Origin of the sequence: Pararhodobacter sp. (genome assembly GCF_034676545.1) — a bacterium.
In the GTDB taxonomy this organism is placed as follows: domain Bacteria; phylum Pseudomonadota; class Alphaproteobacteria; order Rhodobacterales; family Rhodobacteraceae; genus Pararhodobacter.
The window spans coordinates 3,015,573-3,032,733 of the sequence record NZ_JAUCBZ010000015.1; the positions used below are offsets into that span (position 1 = coordinate 3,015,573).

General features: G+C 64.2%; 19 protein-coding genes. 9 read left to right on the forward strand and 10 right to left on the reverse strand.

What is annotated here, in order from left to right:
• Window positions 1–426 precede the first annotated feature (426 nt).
• Both VDQ28_RS22680 and VDQ28_RS18210 read right to left on the reverse strand, forming a co-directional pair.
• Window positions 427–975, reverse strand: coding sequence for a hypothetical protein (locus VDQ28_RS22680; protein WP_416349401.1), 549 nt, complete (start codon window positions 973–975; stop codon window positions 427–429).
• On the reverse strand, window positions 882–2,768 hold the full coding sequence (locus VDQ28_RS18210) for an adenosylcobalamin-dependent ribonucleoside-diphosphate reductase (protein WP_416349402.1): 1,887 nt from the start codon (window positions 2,766–2,768) through the stop codon (window positions 882–884). Before VDQ28_RS18210 ends, VDQ28_RS22680 begins: the two co-directional genes overlap by 94 nt.
• Before the next feature lie 123 nt (window positions 2,769–2,891).
• Between VDQ28_RS18210 and VDQ28_RS18215 the strand changes: the two genes are divergently transcribed.
• The gene (locus VDQ28_RS18215; protein WP_323037276.1) at window positions 2,892–3,317 is read left to right on the forward strand and encodes a DUF1489 domain-containing protein; all 426 of its coding nucleotides are present in this window, start codon (window positions 2,892–2,894) and stop codon (window positions 3,315–3,317) included.
• A 77-nt stretch (window positions 3,318–3,394) separates the two neighbouring features.
• Window positions 3,395–4,141, forward strand: a complete 747-nt coding sequence (locus VDQ28_RS18220) for an SDR family oxidoreductase (RefSeq protein WP_323037277.1) — start codon at window positions 3,395–3,397, stop codon at window positions 4,139–4,141.
• Window positions 4,142–4,261: 120 nt separating this feature from the next.
• On the opposite strand, the gene VDQ28_RS18225 is transcribed toward VDQ28_RS18220, so the two are convergent.
• From VDQ28_RS18225 to hisS, 4 genes are read right to left on the reverse strand one after another with little or no spacing between them, the layout of a single operon-like run.
• A complete protein-coding gene (locus VDQ28_RS18225) occupies window positions 4,262–4,924 on the reverse strand; it encodes an HAD-IA family hydrolase (RefSeq protein WP_323037278.1) in 663 nt (220 codons plus the stop codon).
• Window positions 4,925–5,620 carry an ATP phosphoribosyltransferase gene (gene hisG / locus VDQ28_RS18230; protein ID WP_323037279.1) on the reverse strand — a complete coding sequence of 232 codons (696 nt, stop codon included), beginning with the start codon at window positions 5,618–5,620 and terminating at the stop codon, window positions 4,925–4,927.
• Window positions 5,617–6,744 carry an ATP phosphoribosyltransferase regulatory subunit gene (locus VDQ28_RS18235; RefSeq protein WP_323037280.1) on the reverse strand — a complete coding sequence of 376 codons (1,128 nt, stop codon included), beginning with the start codon at window positions 6,742–6,744 and terminating at the stop codon, window positions 5,617–5,619. The genes hisG and VDQ28_RS18235 overlap by 4 nt, the downstream gene beginning before the upstream one ends.
• Window positions 6,744–8,237 (reverse strand): histidine--tRNA ligase, encoded by a 1,494-nt coding sequence (gene hisS, locus VDQ28_RS18240; protein WP_323037281.1) that lies wholly within the window; start codon window positions 8,235–8,237, stop codon window positions 6,744–6,746. The genes VDQ28_RS18235 and hisS overlap by 1 nt, the downstream gene beginning before the upstream one ends.
• Window positions 8,238–8,425: 188 nt before the next feature.
• On the opposite strand from hisS, the gene VDQ28_RS18245 reads away from it, so the two are divergent.
• Together VDQ28_RS18245 and VDQ28_RS18250 are read left to right on the forward strand one after the other, a co-directional pair.
• Window positions 8,426–8,557, forward strand: coding sequence for a hypothetical protein (locus tag VDQ28_RS18245; protein ID WP_323037282.1), 132 nt, complete (start codon window positions 8,426–8,428; stop codon window positions 8,555–8,557).
• 425 nt (window positions 8,558–8,982) lie between these two features.
• On the forward strand, window positions 8,983–9,297 hold the full coding sequence (locus VDQ28_RS18250; protein ID WP_323037283.1) for a DUF6455 family protein: 315 nt from the start codon (window positions 8,983–8,985) through the stop codon (window positions 9,295–9,297).
• Window positions 9,298–9,405: 108 nt separating this feature from the next.
• Here the strand turns inward: VDQ28_RS18250 and groL are convergent, their stop codons facing one another.
• Window positions 9,406–11,055, reverse strand: coding sequence for a chaperonin GroEL (gene groL / locus VDQ28_RS18255; protein ID WP_323037284.1), 1,650 nt, complete (start codon window positions 11,053–11,055; stop codon window positions 9,406–9,408).
• Window positions 11,056–11,106: 51 nt separating this feature from the next.
• Window positions 11,107–11,394 (reverse strand): co-chaperone GroES, encoded by a 288-nt coding sequence (locus tag VDQ28_RS18260; protein WP_323037285.1) that lies wholly within the window; start codon window positions 11,392–11,394, stop codon window positions 11,107–11,109.
• Between the two features lie 216 nt (window positions 11,395–11,610).
• On the opposite strand from VDQ28_RS18260, the gene VDQ28_RS18265 reads away from it, so the two are divergent.
• The 4 genes from VDQ28_RS18265 to VDQ28_RS18280 all read left to right on the forward strand — a co-directional run bounded on the left by VDQ28_RS18265 (window position 11,611) and on the right by VDQ28_RS18280 (window position 13,878).
• On the forward strand, window positions 11,611–12,072 hold the full coding sequence (locus VDQ28_RS18265) for a hypothetical protein (protein WP_323037286.1): 462 nt from the start codon (window positions 11,611–11,613) through the stop codon (window positions 12,070–12,072).
• A 177-nt stretch (window positions 12,073–12,249) separates the two neighbouring features.
• The gene (locus VDQ28_RS18270; protein WP_323037287.1) at window positions 12,250–12,744 is read left to right on the forward strand and encodes a protein-tyrosine phosphatase family protein; all 495 of its coding nucleotides are present in this window, start codon (window positions 12,250–12,252) and stop codon (window positions 12,742–12,744) included.
• Entirely contained in the window at window positions 12,741–13,034 is a 294-nt protein-coding gene (locus tag VDQ28_RS18275; RefSeq protein ID WP_323037288.1) for a hypothetical protein, read from the forward strand. Before VDQ28_RS18270 ends, VDQ28_RS18275 begins: the two co-directional genes overlap by 4 nt.
• Window positions 13,015–13,878: an amidohydrolase gene (locus VDQ28_RS18280; RefSeq protein WP_323037289.1), complete on the forward strand. Its 864-nt coding sequence runs from the start codon at window positions 13,015–13,017 to the stop codon at window positions 13,876–13,878. The genes VDQ28_RS18275 and VDQ28_RS18280 overlap by 20 nt, the downstream gene beginning before the upstream one ends.
• 124 nt (window positions 13,879–14,002) lie before the next feature.
• Here VDQ28_RS18280 and VDQ28_RS18285 read toward each other — a convergent pair whose 3' ends face one another.
• Window positions 14,003–14,674 carry a DUF2161 domain-containing phosphodiesterase gene (locus VDQ28_RS18285; RefSeq protein ID WP_323037290.1) on the reverse strand — a complete coding sequence of 224 codons (672 nt, stop codon included), beginning with the start codon at window positions 14,672–14,674 and terminating at the stop codon, window positions 14,003–14,005.
• 119 nt (window positions 14,675–14,793) lie between these two features.
• On the opposite strand from VDQ28_RS18285, the gene VDQ28_RS18290 reads away from it, so the two are divergent.
• Window positions 14,794–15,714 (forward strand): manganese-dependent inorganic pyrophosphatase, encoded by a 921-nt coding sequence (locus tag VDQ28_RS18290; protein ID WP_323037291.1) that lies wholly within the window; start codon window positions 14,794–14,796, stop codon window positions 15,712–15,714.
• 119 nt (window positions 15,715–15,833) lie between these two features.
• Here VDQ28_RS18290 and VDQ28_RS18295 read toward each other — a convergent pair whose 3' ends face one another.
• Window positions 15,834–17,072, reverse strand: a complete 1,239-nt coding sequence (locus tag VDQ28_RS18295) for an aminopeptidase (RefSeq protein WP_323037292.1) — start codon at window positions 17,070–17,072, stop codon at window positions 15,834–15,836.
• Window positions 17,073–17,161: the final 89 nt, after the last annotated feature.

Here is a 17,161-nt window from a genome sequence, read left to right on the forward strand (position 1 = left end):
CCCTGAACCCATCGGCAAGGCCGGGCCGTCAGGTAGAGCAACCACCGGGACCAAGTTTCGGCCAAATTCCCCAGAACAAGAGCAAGCAAACCCCGCAGGTATTCCTGTGGGGTTTATTTTTGCAAAAAATGCCAAAATCCTACGAACCGAAGGCGGAGTTTCCTGAGAAAGGAACGGAAAAATCCATTGCTTCGAATAACCTGATGAAGCTTCCCCAACAAACGTCACCAATAATTTGTCCTGCACCCACTTGCGGGCCTATATTGCAAGGCAAGGCATATCAGGAACCATACCTGAGAACGGCGGACAAAATCCGCCGCGATAAGTGCTTTTTGCCAAATAGCCGCCGTTAAGTTGTGAAATGGCCGCTCTTAGCCTGTGATGGCCAAACTTAGGTTGTCAACACACACACCCGCTCGAACCTACTCACCCGCATTTTGAATGCCCGCAGGCGCGGCAGGTCATGCAGCCTTCGATCATCACCAATTCATACGCCCCACACGACGGACAGGCCGCCGCCCGCGACCCGCCGGTCGAGGCCTTGGGGTCTGATTTCAACCCCAATCCGGCCCCTTCGATGAAGCCGATCGCCACCAGATGTTCCTCGATCACGCCGCCAATCGCGGCCAGGATCGAGGGTATGTATTTGCCCTGCATCCAGGCTCCGCCGCGCGGGTCGAACACGGCCTTCAACTCCTCGACGACAAACGACACATCGCCGCCGCGCCGGAACACCGCCGAAATCATCCGCGTCAGCGCCACGGTCCAGGCGTAATGCTCCATGTTTTTCGAGTTGATGAACACCTCGAACGGCTGCCGCCGCCCGCCGACCACCACGTCATTCACCGTGATATAAATCGCGTGCTCGCTGACCGGCCATTTCAGCTTATAGGTCTGCCCCTCCAGCGCCTCGGGCCGCGCAAGGGGTTCCGAGAGATAGATGACGTCGCCATGGGGTTGATTGGGGGCCGACATGTCTTTGGCGATGACGTCCGGGGCGGCGCTTTGGATCCGCTCTGAAACCGAACTCCCGGTGAACTTCGGCTTTTCGCCGAAACCGTCAACACACTCCCCGTCACCGCATTCGGCCGGTAGGTCGTGCAGCCCTTGCAGCCCATATCCCAGGCCGCCAGATAGACGTCCTTGAACGCCTCGAAGGAGATATCCTCGGGGCAGTTGATGGTCTTGGAGATCGACGAATCCACCCATTTCTGCGCCGCCGCCTGCATTTTCACATGGTCCAGCGGGTCCAGCGATTGCGCCGAGACAAAGTAGTCCGGCAGCGGCGCGTCCCCGAATTTCTGCCGCCACAGGGCCACGGCATAATCCACGACCTCCTCCTCGGTGCGCGAGCCATCCTTTTGCAAAACCTTGCGTTTATAGGCGTAGGCAAACACCGGCTCGATCCCCGAACTGACGTTGCCGGCATAAAGGCTGATGGTGCCCGTCGGCGCAATCGAGGTCAGCAAGGCGTTGCGGATGCCATGCTCGCGCACCAGATCGCGCACATCGCCATCCATGCCCAGCATGGTGCCCGAGGCCAGATAGTTCTCGGCGTCAAACAGCGGAAACGCGCCCTTTTCGCGCGCCAGATCGACCGAGGCCAGATAGGCCGCGCGTGCAATCGCCTTCATCCAGACCTCGGTCTGCGCCACGGCCTCGTCCGAGCCATAGCGCAGGCCCACCATCAGCAGCGCATCCGCCAGACCCGTTACGCCCAGCCCGATGCGCCGCTTGGCCTGCGCCTCGGCTTCTTGTTGCGGCAGCGGGAAACGGCTGGCATCAACCACATTGTCCATCATCCGCACGGCGGTGGCGACCAGCTCGGTCAGCTCGGTTTCATCAACCTGCGCGCCGGTCTCGAACGCGTTTTGCACCAGCCGCGACAGGTTGATCGACCCCAGCAGACACGCGCCGTAAGGGGGCAACGGCTGCTCGCCGCAGGGGTTGGTCGCGGCGATGGTTTCCACATAGGCAAGGTTGTTCGCGGCATTGATCCGGTCGATGAAAATCACGCCGGGTTCAGCAAAATCATAGGTCGCCTGCATGATCCGGTTCCACAGATCGCGCGCCTGAACCGTGCGATAAATCCGCCCCTCGAACACCAGATCCCAGGCGGCGTTGGTCTTGACGGCCTCCATGAACGGATCGGTGATCAGCACCGACAGGTTGAACATGCGCAGCCGCGCGCTGTCCTGTTTCGCGGCGATGAACGCCTCGACATCCGGGTGATCGCAACGCATCGTTGCCATCATCGCCCCGCGCCGCGACCCCGCCGACATGATCGTGCGGCACATCGCGTCCCAGACATCCATGAAGCTCAACGGCCCCGAGGCATCGGCGGCAACCCCGGAAACCGGCGCACCCTTGGGGCGTATCGTGCTGAAATCATAGCCAATTCCACCGCCCTGCTGCATCGTCAGCGCGGCCTCCTTGAGCATCTCGAAAATGCCGCCCATGCTGTCGGGGATCGTGCCCATGACGAAACAGTTGAACAGGGTGACCGAGCGCCCGGTGCCCGCCCCGGCCAGGATGCGTCCGGCCGGCAGAAAGCGAAAATCCTCGAGCGCGCCATAGAACCGGTCTTCCCAGACCTGCGGCTCCCCCTCGACCGAGGCCAGCGCCCGCGCCACGCGCCGCCAGCTGTCTTGCAGGGTTGCATCCAGCGGCTGGCCGTCGGCATTCTTGAACCGGTATTTCATGTCCCAGATTTGTTCGGCGATCGGGGCGGCAAAACGGCTCGCGGTATCGCGCACACTGGGGCTCATGGCGGTGTTCCTGACTGACCTGCGGAAAGAAGAACAAACATAGTCCAGCGGTCGCGCCGGGTCAACGGAGCGGAAACAACATTGCCCCTTGATCCCGCGGCCCGGCGCATCACATAAGGCGGCATGAGCGTGAACATCATCAAACTCTGCGTCGGCGCGGACGGTGTCGAGGATTTGCTCGACTGGCAGGCCTCGGCGCGGGCCAAAGGCGCCGATGGTTTGCCGCGCCACATCACCCGCATGACGCCCAAACGCCGCGACGAAGTGCTGGACGGCGGCTCGCTCTATTGGGTGTTCAAGGGTCAGGTTCTGGCCCGGCAACGCATCCTGCGGCTCGATCCGGTGACCGGCGAGGATGGGATCAACCGCTGCGCCATCGTGCTGGACCCCGAGGTTCACCGCACCGAACCCGCACCCCGCCGCCCGTTCCAGGGCTGGCGCTACCTGAACGACGCCGACACGCCGCGCGACCTGCCGAAAAAGCGCGCGGGCGACGATACCCTGCCCCCCGGCATGGCCGAGGCCTTGGCGGAATTCGGCCTGCATTAGGCGGCCATTGCTCCAGATCAACGCCGCACCCTGCCATTTGTGATGCTCTACAGGCAGAGCAAAACAGGAGACAGGCCATGCACCGGATCGACCCCAAAGACCTCAAACTCATCGTCACCGGCGGTGCCCAGGGCATTGGCGCGGCGACTGTTCGCATGCTCGCCGCCCAAGGGGCCAAGGTGTTGATTGCCGACATTCTGGACGACAAGGGCGAAGCCCTCGCCGCCGAGACCGGCGCGCTGTATTGCCACCTCGATGTCACCAAAGCCAGCGACTGGACCCGTGCCGTGGCCGAGGCCGAGCACGCCTTTGGCGGCGTCAACGCCTTGTTCAACAACGCCGGCATCCTCGGTCTGGGCACCGTCCTCAGCACAACGCCCAAAGATTTCGCCCGCGTCCTCGACATCAACCTGACCGGCGCGTTTCTGGGCATCCATATCACCGCACCGGCCATTGCCAAGGCCGGCGGCGGCGCGATCGTCAACACCTCCTCCACCGCCGGCCTGATGGGCTACGGCGGGCTTGCGGCCTATACCGCCTCGAAATGGGGCCTGCGCGGCCTCACCAAAGCCGCCGCCCTCGACCTGGCACCGCAGGGCATTCGCATCGCCTCGATCCATCCCGGTGGCGTGCGCACGCCGATGACCGAAGGGTTCGGCGATGAGACAACCCAGAACCAGCCGATCCCCCGCTTTGCCGAGCCCGAAGAAATCGCCCGCATGGTGCGCTTCATCCTGTGCGAAGCGAGCTTCTCGACCGGTAGCGAATTCGTGGCCGACGGCGGCACGGTCACCGGCCAGATCCTGACCGCACCAGACGCCTGACCAGCCCCAAGCCTACGATGGGGTGATTGACAAACCCTAAATCGCCCCCCTCATCTTGCCAAAAATACTCTGGGGGGTGAATTCGGCATCGCCGAAGAGGGGGGCAAAGCCCCCCTAACCTCAGGGCTGCCCGCGCAGCAACAGCGGCATCAGCGCCTGTGCCAGCGCCATCGCCCCGCCGGGCTGGTACTGCCACGCGAGCCAACCGCGCCTCTCGGCGGCATCGGTGTTGCGCGCCTGATCGTCAATCAGCAGGATTTCCGCCGCCTCCAGCCCCAGCGCCGCCTCGATCCGGGCGTAGAAATCGACGTCCGGCTTCATCACCCCCATCTCCCCCGAGGCAAAGATCGCGTCCACCGTGTCGGCCCAGCCGCCCTCGGTCGCGATAAACCGCAAGCGGCGCGGGTCGTTATTGGTCGCCATGACCTGCGTCACGCCCACGCGGTCCACCTGATCAATCAGCCGTTTCAGGTCGTCATCGGGCTCATGCTCGGCGACAAACCACATCTCCAGCAGATCCTCGGCATCGCCCTCAAAGCCCGTCTCGCGCACCCAGGCCTCCAGCCGGTCCAGAATATCCTCTGTGCCGGTCATCAGCGCGCGCGGATCATGGCCGAACACGCGCTGCGCCAGATCCGCCGTCTCGATGCCGAATTCCGCCGCCATCCGGTGCTGCCAGCGAAACAGCCCATCCGCCCCCGCAACCCCGGCGCGGTTCAGCACCCCGTCGAAATCCCAGGCAATCGCTCGGATGTTCTCGATCCCCTCCAACGGCTCCGCCATTCAGACCCCCAACCCGGCCCGCAGGCGCGACAAAATGCGCAGCGCCTCGGCATCCCAGTCGGCGGCCAGCGCCCGGAACAGCGTGGCCTGCGAGCGTAAAATCGGCTCGATATCCAATATTTTCAAATGGTTCGCCCGCAGAGTTTCCCCGGTCGAGGTGATATCCGCCACCGCTTCGGCGGTCAGGTTGCGGATCGTGCCCTCGGTCGCGCCCTGACTGTCCACCAGTTGATAATCCGCCACCCCCTGCTTGCGCAAAAAGTCACGCACCAGCCGGTGATATTTCGTGGCAATCCGCAGCCGGAACCCGTGATCGGCGCGAAACGCCGCCGCCACCGCGTCCAGATCGTCCAGGGTTTCCACATCGACCCACGCCTCGGGCACCGCAAGGATCAGATCAGCCTGACCAAAACCCATTTCCGCCAGAACCTCGACCTGGGCCGCCGGGTCGGCCAGTTTTTCCTGCACCAGATCGGTGCCGGTGACCCCCAGATGCAGCCGCCCCGCCGCCATCTCGCGCGGAATTTCCGAGGCCGACAGCAGCACCAGATCGACCCCCTCGACCCCGTCCACGGCGCCCGAATATTCCCGCTCGGCCCCGGTGCGGCGCATGGTGATGCCGCGCGCCGCGAACCAGTCGAAACTCTGCTCCATCAGACGGCCTTTCGACGGCACGCCGATCTTCACCCGGCTCATGCGCGCCCCTCCAGATCCACCAAAAGGGCCGGACGGATCACGCCGCCCACCGCCGGGATCGAGCGCCCCTGCCCCAGCACCGCGGTCAGCGCATCATAGCGCCCGCCACTGGCCACCGGCGGCAGGTCCGCACGGTTCTCGGCCGAGAAGCCAAACACAAACCCGTCATAATATTCCAGCGTGGTGCGCCCGTAACTGGCCTCGAAATCCAGCGCGCCCAGGTCCACAGCATGCGCCGACAGCGCGGTCAGACGCTGCTCGAACAGGTCCAGCGACGGCGTGATCCACGGCATTTCGGCGGCAAATCCCCGCATCTGCGCCAGTGCCTTGGGCGCTTTGTCGGCGACGCTCAACAGCGCCTCCAGCCCGTCCACCAGATCGCCCGGAATCGCCATCGTCGCCGCATCCTCGGCCAATCGCGCCATGCGCGCCTCAACCTCGTCGCGGCTGCGCAGGCCGATCTGCGGCAGATCGCAGCCCACCGCCTCACCGGCCGCCAGACGCGCCAGCAAATCCGCGCGGCCCTTTGGCATCGGCGCGCGCCCCGCGAACCGCTCCAGCAAGGCGCGAAACCGCGCAGGCCGCCACAGATGCCGCATCAAGGCCGCCTTGCGCGTGTCCGAGGTCGGCAGACCCGCCACCGCCGCCCGCAAGATGCCGATGTCGCCCGTCGAGGCCCGCAATCCGCGCCCCGCCAACAGCCGCGCGAACAGCGCGAACACCTCGGCATCGGCGCGCAACGGCTGCTCGCGGTCGAACACCTCGTAGCCGACCTGCAAATATTCCGAGGCCCGCGCCCCGCCCAGCCCCTCCTGCTTGCGAAACACCTCGCCCAGATAGCAATAGCGCGCCGGCTCCGCACCCTGCGCCATATGCGCCTGCACCACCGGCACGGTAAAATCCGGGCGCAGCATCATCTCGCCCAGGCTGGGGTCCTGCGTGACATAGGCCCGCGCGCGAATATCCTCGCCATACAGATCCAGCAGCGTCTCGGCGGGCTGCAAGATCGCCGCCTCGACCGGCACCGCGCCCCAGGTCTGGAACGCGCCAAACAGCCGCTGCCCCTCGGCCCGCGCCGCCTGCACCGCCCCGTTCGTCGACACCGCCATCACAGGGGCCGCCATCACAGAGGATCGTCCAGCATCGCCTGCACCGTCTTGACCAGATCAGCGCGCGCCACCTCGACCTGCGCGGGCCGCGCCTTCCATTCCTCAAGACTGGCGCTCTCGGCAATCTTCGCGCCCAGAATCAGGTTCTTGACCTGAATGACCCCCGCGGCCGCCTCATCCGAGCCCTGGATGATCGCCACCGGCGAGCCGCGTTTATCCGCGTATTTCAACTGGTTGCCAAAGTTCTTCGGGTTGCCCAGATAGACCTCGGCCCGAATGCCCGCGCGCCGCAACTCGCCGACCATCGCCTGATATTCGGCCATGCGCGCCTTATCCATCACCGTCACCACCACCGGGCCTTGCACAGTTTCCGCGCCGCGCCCCTTGGCGGTCAGCGCCGCCAGCAAGCGATCCACACCAATGGACACCCCGGTCGCCGGCACCACCTGCCCGGTAAAGCGCTTGACCAGATCGTCATAGCGCCCACCCCCGGCAACCGAGCCAAACTGCTTTTTGCGCCCCTTCTCGTCGAGGATTTCGAACGTCAATTCCGCCTCATACACCGGCCCGGTATAATAGCCCAAACCGCGCACCACCGAGGGGTCAATGACGATCCGGTCGGGCCCGTATCCCTGCGCCTCCAGCAACCGCGCCATCTCCTCCAACTCCGCGACACCCTCAGCGCCGATCACCGAGGCCCCGACCAACCCGCGCAACACCGCGCAGGTTTCGGCCCCGCTGTCACGCCGCGCCGCGGTGAACGCCAGCACGATATCCGCCGCCGCATCCGGCAACCCCGCGCCCTTGGTGAAATCGCCGCTCTCATCCTTGCGCCCCGCGCCCAGCAAGGCCCGCACGCCCTCCTCGCCCAGCCGGTCCAGCTTGTCGATGGCGCGCAACACGATGCCGCGCTCCTCCGCGAACCGCTCTGGCTCGGACGGGTCCAACACCCCCGCCGCCTCCATCACCCCGTTGAGCACCTTGCGGTTGTTGATCCGCACGACATAGTCGCCGCCGAGCCCCAGATCCTCGAACACATCCGACAGCATCGCGCAAATCTCGGCATCCGCCGCGACCGTCGAGGCCCCCACCGTATCCGCATCACACTGATAAAACTGCCGAAACCGCCCCGGCCCCGGCTTTTCATTGCGCCACACCGGCCCCATCGCATAACGACGGTAAGGCGAGGGCAGATCATTGCGATACTGCGCCGCCACCCGCGCCAAAGGCGCCGTCAGGTCATAGCGCAGCGCCAGCCAATCCTTGTCATCCTCCTCTTGCCAGGCAAAAACCCCGGCATTCGGGCGATCCACATCCGGCAGGAATTTGCCAAGCGCCTCAACGGTTTCCACGGCGCTGGTCTCCAGCGGATCAAAGCCATAGCGATGATACACCGCCGCGATCCGCGCCAACATCTCGTTGCGCGCAGTGACCTCGGGGCCAAAATAATCGCGAAACCCCTTGGGGGTCTCGGCACGGGTGCGGCGGGGGGCTTTGGCTTTGCTCATGGATCCGGTCCTGAAACTGTCGCGCGTGGTCTAGCCCAAGCGCCCCGAAGGGGCAAGAACCCGCCGTAAAACCCAGATTGACGCCTTGCTTTTGCCGCGCCATTGTACCCCGATGACCGACCGCATCGCCCAGCTCGAAGAAAAAAATCGCCCACCTCACCCGCACGGTCGAGGATCTGTCCGATATCGTGCGCGACCAAGGCACCCTCCTTGACGCCATCACCCGCCGCACCCGCGCCCTGATGGAGCGCGAGGCCGAACGCGAGGCCGACAGCGGCACCGCCGTCCCCCTCGCCGATCAACGCCCACCCCACTGGTAGCGCCCCGTCTTCATCTTGCCAAAAATACTCATCTTTCTGGCCACCCGCCGAACGCTGGGGCTGGATGGCTGCGCGATGAAAGCGTGCCGGAACGACGGCAAGACGGCAAGACGCGCAGCGCCATGCGTCTGGTCCGGGGCCAATACCAGCGGCGAAACCATCGAGACCCAAGCCCAGGGCCGCACCCTGACGCCGCCTGCCCGGATGCCCACCCAATCGCATCTCTTACGGCACAAAAAGCGATCTTGCGACAAAAAAACTCGCGCCAAACGAGCGCTCGGCGGGGAACACAGACTGACGGCATTTTAATGCTTACTTTAAATTCATCTTTATTTGTGGTACGATCGACTCCCGTGAGTCACCAGTAGCTCGGCCAGTCTCAAAGCCAGTCGCAAAGCCAGACACCCGCTATGAAAATTGCAGACATGTCCCGCAAAACCTCTCCGCCGCCCAAGGGCAAATTCTTCGCACCTGATCCTGAGTCAAAATTGCTGATGTGGGACATGGTGCGCGCGATGGATATCGACCTCGCCGCCGCTCTGCGCACCAACACGTTGCCAGTCGCAACACTCAGCGCAATGATGCAGGCCTGTAACAGCTGCCCAGAGCCCAAGCTCTGCGCCGTGTTTCTGGACCGTCGCGACGGTCACACCGACCAGGCGCCATCCTTCTGCCCCAACGGCACACGGCTAGCCGCGCTGCGCGGGTCAACTGCAAAGACAGAGATTTCCACCGAATAGACGACGCGGCAAACCGCAGCCGGCGCGTGAGCGCCCCTCGTGGCATAAGCGCATGAAAAAAGGGGCAGCCAACCGGCTGCCCCTTTCCCTGTGCCTTATGGCGCATGATTACATCATGCCGCCCATGCCGCCCATGCCGCCCATGTCCGGCATACCGCCGCCGCCGCCCTGGCCCTTCGGCTCTGGCTTGTCGGCGATCATGGCTTCGGTCGTGACCAACAGGCCGGCGATCGAGGCTGCATCTTCCAGCGCGTGACGCGTCACTTTGGCCGGGTCGATCACACCAAAGGCAAACATGTCGCCATATTCTTCGGTCTGCGCGTTGAAGCCAAAGTTCAGGTCGGTCGACTCACGGACCTTGCCCGCAACAACCGCACCGTCAACGCCTGCGTTATCGGCGATCTGACGCAGCGGCGCTTCAAGCGCGCGGCGCACGATGGTGATACCTGCGGTCTGGTCGCTGTTGTCGCCGGTCAGGCCGATCAGACCTTTTGCCGCCTGAACCAGAGCCACGCCACCGCCAACGATCACGCCTTCCTGCACGGCCGCACGGGTCGCGTTCAGGGCGTCATCAACGCGGTCCTTGCGCTCTTTCACTTCGGTTTCGGTCATGCCACCGACGCGGATCACCGCAACACCGCCAGCCAGCTTGGCCAGACGCTCTTGCAGCTTTTCCTTGTCGTAGTCGGACGTGGTCTCTTCGATCTGCTGACGGATCTGCGAAACACGCGACTCGATCTCGGCCTTTTCGCCAGCGCCATCAATGATGGTGGTGGTGTCCTTGTTGATCGAGATCTTCTTGGCGGTGCCAAGCATGTCCAGCGTCACCGACTCCAGCTTCATGCCCAGATCTTCCGAGATCACCTGACCACCGGTCAGGATCGCGATGTCCTGCAACATCGCCTTGCGACGGTCGCCAAAGCCCGGCGCCTTGACGGCCGCGATCTTCAGACCACCGCGCAGCTTGTTGACCACGAGGGTCGCCAGCGCTTCGCCTTCGACATCTTCAGCAATGATCAGCAGCGGCTTTTGCGACTGGATGACAGCCTCGAGCAGCGGCACCATCGCCTGCAGCGACGACAGCTTCTTTTCGTGCAGCAGGATGTAGCAATCTTCCAGATCCGCAACCATCTTGTCCGGGTTGGTCACGAAGTAAGGCGACAGGTAGCCACGGTCGAACTGCATGCCCTCGACGACTTCGACCTCGGTATCCATGCCTTTGTTTTCTTCGACGGTGATCACACCCTCGTTGCCGACCTTCTGCATCGCATCCGCGATGAAACGGCCGATCTGCGCCTCACCGTTGGCCGAGATGGTGCCAACCTGAGCCACTTCGTCGCTGTCCTTGACCGGACGCGACATCTTGCGGATCGCCGCGACGACATTGGCGGTCGCCGTGTCGATGCCGCGCTTGAGGTCCATCGGGTTCATGCCCGCCGCGACGGCTTTCATGCCCTCGCGCACGATGGCCTGCGCCAGAACCGTGGCGGTCGTGGTGCCGTCGCCGGCTTCGTCATTGGTGCGGCTGGCCACTTCCTTGACCATCTGCGCGCCCATGTTCTCGAACTTGTCGGACAGCTCGATCTCCTTGGCAACGGTCACGCCGTCCTTGGTGATGCGCGGTGCGCCGAACGATTTGTCGATGACCACGTTGCGGCCCTTGGGGCCCAGGGTCACCTTGACGGCATCCGCCAGAATGTTGACGCCCTTGAGCATCTTGTTGCGGGCTTCGGTGCCGAATTTTACTTCTTTAGCCATGTTGGAGGCTCCTTGAATTTTGTGTCAGAAAGGAAAGGCAGTCCGGTCGGATCAGGAGATCACGCCCAGAATGTCGCTTTCTTTCATGATCAGCAGCTCTTCACCCTCGAGGGTGATTTCGGTGCCGGACCATTTGCCGAACAGGACGCGGTTGCCAACGGCAACGTCCATCGCAATGCGATCGCCGTCCTCGTCACGCAGGCCGGTGCCAACGGCAACGATTTCGCCCTCGGCGGGCTTTTCCTTGGCCAACTCAGGGATGATCAAACCACCCTTGGTTTTCTCATCGCTTGCGACGCGGCGGACCAGAACACGGTCTTGAAGGGGCTGAAAGGCCATCTGTGAACACTCCCTAGTTTCCAGAGCAAAATTTCTTAGCACTCGCCTTGGGTGAGTGCTAACGAGCCTGAAATAGGCAGCCCTCCGGCGCGTGTCAACAGCCCTTGCGGCTATTATTTTTTCGCCATCGCCACAGAACAGTCTCACTTTTGTCACGAAGTGGCACGATTACGACGAAAAACCCAACTCAACTCGGGAAAAAGCCGGAGGGTGGCCATGTTTGCCTCACATATTTTATCGTTCTGGCGTCGTGACAGCGGCGCTGTCACCGTTGATTGGGTGGTCCTGACGGCCGCGGTCGTCGGGATTGGCCTTGCCAGCGCGGCGGCAGTGCGCACCGGGACCACGGCACTGGGCAATGACATCCAGACCAGCCTTGACAGCGCCTCGGTCGCCACCCTGGACCTGTCGGGAACCGGCGGCACGGTTGGCGTCGCCGCCGATCAATGCCCGTCGGATTGGACCGATCAGGTGTCATCCCTTTACGGCACCGATGTGGCCGACCTGGAAAGCGATGTCGAGTTTTACGACACCCTCAGCGACGCGGAATTGATCAACTCGCTCGACCGTTACACGCGCGAGGGCGGCTTTGGCGTCCGCAACAACGAAGACAACGTGCAGACCATCAGCTGCGTTCTGGCCGGGCGCGGCATCTCGGTGGATGTCCGCGTGCTCTGACGCGTCCCATTTCACCCTCCTCCGACCCTTTGCGATCGCCCCCACAGGGGGCGCTGCCCCACCGCGCCAGATGGCATCGGCGCGCCATCCGGGGCCGCCCGCGTGAAAAACTGGCCCGCGCCCGGCTTTCGCGCTATACCACGCGGCAATCCCCGATCCGCCCCCTCAGGACGCACAATGCCCGACCCTTTCGTCATCACCCCGTTGCCCGTCGGCCAAGGGACCTTGGCGCTCTGCCCACTGCCGGGGCGTCTGGGCGATTTTCCCGGTGACATGGCGCAAATCCTGCGCTTTGCGCCCGACCTGATCCTCTCGCTGACCCAGGATGCCGAACGCTCGGCCCATGGTGCGGCCACCCTGCCGGACCAGATCACCCGGGCCGGGATCGTCTGGCACCCGTTTCCGATCCCCGATTTCGGCATCCCGCCCGCCGATGCCGACTGGTCCGCGGCCGCCAACGCCGCCACGAAAATCCTTGCCAAGGGCGGGCGGGTTCTGGTCCATTGTCGCGGCGGGCTTGGCCGCTCGGGCATGGTCGCGCTGCGGCTGATGATCGAGCACGGCGAAGCGCCCGACGACGCCCTCACACGGCTGCGCGCGGTGCGGCCCGGCGCGGTCGAAACCGCCGCGCAACACCGCTGGGCGCGCAGCCCGGCCCGGAGCCACCCATGACCGACCTGCACCGCCAGATGATCCAGTGGCGCCAAGACCTGCACCGCCACCCGGAATTCGGCTTTCAGGAACATCGCACCGCCGCTTTCGTCGCCAGAACCCTGCGACACATGGGCCTCGACGTGGCCGAAGGCATAGGCGGCACCGGCGTTGTCGCCACCCTCAAACGCGGCACCTCGAACCGGGCGATTGCCCTGCGCGCCGATATGGACGCGCTGCACATCACCGAGTTCGACGGGTGCCGACTACGCCTCGACCACGCCCGGCCTGATGCACGCCTGCGGCCATGACGGCCACACCGCCATGTTGCTGGGTGCAGCGCAGGTTCTGGCGCAAGAGGGCGGCTTTGACGGCACCTTGCGCTTTGTCTTTCAACCCGCCGAGGAATGGGGGCGCGGCGCACAGGCCCTGCTCGATGACGGGCTGATGACCCGGTTTCCCTTTGACGAGATTTTCGGCCTGCACAACATGCCCGGCCTGCCCGTCGGTCATTTCGAAACCCGCCCCGGCCCGCTCATGTCCGCCGAGGATATTTTCGAGATCACCCTGACCGGGCAAGGCGGCCATGCCTCGCGCCCGCATCTGATTCGCGAGGCGATGGTGCCCGCCTGCGCCCTGGTGCTGGAGCTGCAAACCATTGTCGCCCGACGCCTCGACCCGGCCGAGATCGCCGTGGTCTCGGTCACCGAATTGCTGACCGACGGCATCCGCAACGCCCTGCCCGGCAGCGCCCGCATTCTGGGCGATTGCCGCAGCTTTCAGCCACAGGTTTCAGCCCGGATCGAGGCCGAGATGCGCCGCATCGCCGCCGGGATCGCCGCCGCGCATGGGCTGGATGTCAGCCTGCGCTACGACCGCGAATTCGTGCCCTTGGTGAATGACCCCGACCTCGCCGCCGCCATGCTGGCCGCCTCTGCGACCGTCTCCAAAGCCGCCGAAATGCGCCCGACGCCGATGACCGCCTCCGAGGATTTCGCCCGGTTTCTCGATCATGTGCCGGGCTGTTTTGGCTATATCGGCAACGGCACAAACTCCGCACCCCTGCACAACCCGCGCTATGATTTCAACGACGCCGCCCTGATGCATGGCGTCGCCGTTCATACCGCCATCGCGCGGGCGCGTTTGCCCGTATGAGCGCGCGACAAACCTTTCCACCGGGTTAACGCTGCACGCCAAGGCATTGATATCGCTCGATCCGCCCGCTGTCCCCCCGTGGGACAAAGCGTGGGACAAACCGTGGGACATTTTGCGGGACAAATCACACCTCCGGCAGCGCCCCATCCCAATCCACCAGGCCTTTCCGGCCCTCCTCGGTCAGAAAATAGACGCCCTTCTCCACCCGTTTGAACCAGCCATAATGATTGTCCGCCATCAACCGCGTCGCCACTGGAACCCCGGTATCCTTGGCCACCGCCGCCCCTTTTGACGGCCCATATTCCGCCAGATACGCCGCACATCGCAGCGCATCCTGACGATACCCCGTCACGATTCCATGCCGCGTCGCCCCGCCCGCATTCGGATCGCCTTGGCGGCGCTCGAACTCCGCCTCGATCCGTCTGCGGCGCGGTTTCGAAGCGCGCGGATGATACGGCCCCGGCTCCGCCAGAACCTCGACAAACCCATCCCGCGACCGCACCGTCATCAACCCCAGAGAAAGCCGCCGACACAGCGCCGTATTATCCTTCAGCATCCGCGTCGCCGCCGCCCCCTCGGGCCGCAAAACCGCCAGATAGACCTGCGGCGTGATTTTCAGCCGCTCGATCCCCTGATGATAGAGGGTCAGCGAGAATTTCAGCTTCATCTCGACAATCACCGGCACCGCGCCGCCCATCGCCACCAGATCGGCCGCGCCAATCTCGCCCTTCACGGCCAGACCACGCGCCACGAAATACGCCTTGAGGGGGGGGTATAGATCGGATTCACGCTGCATCGGGCCACGTTAGCGACCAACAGGACCGCTCGACAAGACCCAACCGTTGCCCGCCCCCTTTTCTCGCGCCGCACGCTTGCCTATAAGCCGGGCAAACCTCAACCTTGATGGATGCTCTCATGACCACGCTCGTCTTCGGCCACAAATCCCCCGACACCAACTCCACCGGATCGCCGCTGATCTGGGCGTGGTATCTCAGCGAGGTTCAGGGAACCCCGGCGCGCGCCGTCCTGCTGGGCGAGCCCAACACCGAGGCCGCCTTCATGCTGCGCCGCTGGGGGCTGGAAAAGCCTGAGATCATCACGGACGTCGAACCGGGGCAGAAAGTCGTCATCGTCGATACCAACAACCCGGCCGAGCTGCCCGCCGGCATCAACGCCGCCGATATCCGCGCGATCATCGACCATCACAAACTGGTCGGCGGGCTGGAAACCAAGGGGCCGATCGACATCACCATCCGCCCGCTGGCCTGCACGGCGACGATCCTGCATGATCTGATGGGCGACGCGGTGAAAACCGCGCCCGAGGGTATCAAAGGCGCGATGTTGTCGTGCATCCTGTCGGACACGCTGGAATTCCGCAGCCCGACCACCACCGACCACGACCGCGCGGTGGCCGAAAGTCTGGCCGCAGATCTGGGCGTGTCGATCCCGGACCTGGCCCGCGCGTTGTTCGAGGCGAAATCCGACGTCTCGGCCTTCTCGGATGCGGACTTGCTGCGCATGGACAGCAAGGAATACACCGTCGCGGGCAAGGAGTTGCGGGTCTCGGTGCTGGAAACCACGGCGCCCAAACTGCTGCTGGACCGCAAAGCCAGCCTGATGGCGGCCATGGAGGGCGTTGCCAAAGAGGACGGCGCGGATCAGGTGTTGTTGTTCGTGATCGACATCCTCAACGAGGAAGCCACCCTGTTGGTGCCCAACGATCTGGTCAAGCAATTCGCCGAGAAAAGCTTTGGCGTGACGGTGTCGGGTGACACGGTGGTCTTGCCGGGTGTCATGAGCCGCAAGAAGCAGATCATCCCGTCGCTGACCTTGTGACTTGAGGGGGGCCGGTGCTCAGGGGCATCGAGCCCCTTCGCACCGTGGGGGGCGCGGCCCCCCATCGGCCTGCGGCCTCCCCCCCCGGGATATTTTCGGAACAAAGACAGGCGGGCGGGTTATGACGCCCAGGCGCCTTTGCGCATCACCGGGATGCGCGTGCCGTCCTGGGTGATCCCGTCGACATCGATCTGGTTCGAGCCGATCATCCAGTCGATATGGATGGCGCTGTCATTGCCGCCGCGGCGGGCGACTTCGGCGCTGTCCATGGTTTCGCCGCCTTGGAAGCAGGTGGCGTAGCACTGGCCCAGAGCGATGTGGCTGGCGGCATTTTCATCGAACAGGGTGTTGTAGAACAACAGGCCCGATTGCGAGATCGGCGAGGCATGGGGCACCAGCGCCACCTCGCCCAGGCGGCGTGCGCCTTCGTCGGTGTCGAGGACTTTGCGCAACACGGCCTCGCCGGTGCGGGCCTGGGCCTGGGTGATGACGCCGTCCTTGAAGGTGACGGCGATGTCTTGGATCAGCGTGCCCTGGTGCGACAGGGGTTTCGTGGCGCTGACCGTGCCGTTGACGCGAAATTTATGCGGCGTGGTGAAAACCTCCTCCGAGGGGATGTTCGGGTTGCAGACGATGCCGTTTTGCGACCGGGTGGCGCCGCCGAGCCATTTGTGCCCCTCGGCCAGCCCGACTGTCAGATCGGTGCCCGGGCCGGTGAAATGCAGTGCCGCGAAGTCTTGACCGTCGAGCCAGGCCGAGCGGCGGCCCAATTCCGTGTTATGCGCGTTCCAGCTTTCGACGGCGTTGTCGTCGCTGACCCGCGAGGCGGCAAAGATCGCCTCGGCCAGGCGGTGAACGGCTGCGTCTTCGGGCAAGTCCGGCGACACCAGTTTTGCCCAGGCAGGGTCAGGATAGGCGACAATCGTCCAGTTGGTGGCAAAGCGCGTGATGCGTTCGCGCGCGGGCGTATAGGCAACGGCCATCGCCTTGTTGGCGCGCGCAACCTTGTCAGGGTCCTGGCTGGACAACAGCATCGGGTCGCCACCCGCCACCGCCAGCCGTGCCGCCCCCTGATCATAGGCCTGCGCCATCCCGTCGAACAGCCAGCCGGCAGCGCGATCAAACCCGGCGTCGTGGCCATGTTGATAGCGCGCCAGCGTCATCTGGTCATCCGAGAGGATCGGCGTGACCAGCCCTGCGCCAGCCTTGTAGGCGTGTTCGACAATCTTGCGCACCAGGGGCAGCGCCGTCACCGGGGCGGTCAGGATCAGATCCTGGCCCGGTTGCAGATTCAGGCCGGTGCGCACGGCCACTTCGGCCAGACGGTCGAGCTTGACGGGATCAACAGGGTTTTGCATGGCGGGCCTTCTCTTGCTTTCGCGCAAAGATTGCGTCTCGTGGAGGGGCAAGATAGACGGGCCTACGCCACGGTCAACGCCCATCGGGG

Bases quoted from the DNA above. Each gene is read 5' to 3' on its own strand.
- VDQ28_RS22680 (WP_416349401.1), bottom strand. From the start codon at position 975: ATGTCGGCCCCCAATCAACCCCATGGCGACGTCATCTATCTCTCGGAA.
- VDQ28_RS18210 (WP_416349402.1), bottom strand. From the start codon at position 2,768: ATGAGCCCCAGTGTGCGCGATACCGCGAGCCGTTTTGCCGCCCCGATC.
- VDQ28_RS18215 (WP_323037276.1), top strand. From the start codon at position 2,892: ATGAGCGTGAACATCATCAAACTCTGCGTCGGCGCGGACGGTGTCGAG.
- VDQ28_RS18220 (WP_323037277.1), top strand. From the start codon at position 3,395: ATGCACCGGATCGACCCCAAAGACCTCAAACTCATCGTCACCGGCGGT.
- VDQ28_RS18225 (WP_323037278.1), bottom strand. From the start codon at position 4,924: ATGGCGGAGCCGTTGGAGGGGATCGAGAACATCCGAGCGATTGCCTGG.
- hisG (WP_323037279.1), bottom strand. From the start codon at position 5,620: ATGAGCCGGGTGAAGATCGGCGTGCCGTCGAAAGGCCGTCTGATGGAG.
- VDQ28_RS18235 (WP_323037280.1), bottom strand. From the start codon at position 6,744: ATGGCGGCCCCTGTGATGGCGGTGTCGACGAACGGGGCGGTGCAGGCG.
- hisS (WP_323037281.1), bottom strand. From the start codon at position 8,237: ATGAGCAAAGCCAAAGCCCCCCGCCGCACCCGTGCCGAGACCCCCAAG.
- VDQ28_RS18250 (WP_323037283.1), top strand. From the start codon at position 8,983: ATGTCCCGCAAAACCTCTCCGCCGCCCAAGGGCAAATTCTTCGCACCT.
- groL (WP_323037284.1), bottom strand. From the start codon at position 11,055: ATGGCTAAAGAAGTAAAATTCGGCACCGAAGCCCGCAACAAGATGCTC.
- VDQ28_RS18260 (WP_323037285.1), bottom strand. From the start codon at position 11,394: ATGGCCTTTCAGCCCCTTCAAGACCGTGTTCTGGTCCGCCGCGTCGCA.
- VDQ28_RS18265 (WP_323037286.1), top strand. From the start codon at position 11,611: ATGTTTGCCTCACATATTTTATCGTTCTGGCGTCGTGACAGCGGCGCT.
- VDQ28_RS18270 (WP_323037287.1), top strand. From the start codon at position 12,250: ATGCCCGACCCTTTCGTCATCACCCCGTTGCCCGTCGGCCAAGGGACC.
- VDQ28_RS18275 (WP_323037288.1), top strand. From the start codon at position 12,741: ATGACCGACCTGCACCGCCAGATGATCCAGTGGCGCCAAGACCTGCAC.
- VDQ28_RS18280 (WP_323037289.1), top strand. From the start codon at position 13,015: ATGCACGCCTGCGGCCATGACGGCCACACCGCCATGTTGCTGGGTGCA.
- VDQ28_RS18285 (WP_323037290.1), bottom strand. From the start codon at position 14,674: ATGCAGCGTGAATCCGATCTATACCCCCCCCTCAAGGCGTATTTCGTG.
- VDQ28_RS18290 (WP_323037291.1), top strand. From the start codon at position 14,794: ATGACCACGCTCGTCTTCGGCCACAAATCCCCCGACACCAACTCCACC.
- VDQ28_RS18295 (WP_323037292.1), bottom strand. From the start codon at position 17,072: ATGCAAAACCCTGTTGATCCCGTCAAGCTCGACCGTCTGGCCGAAGTG.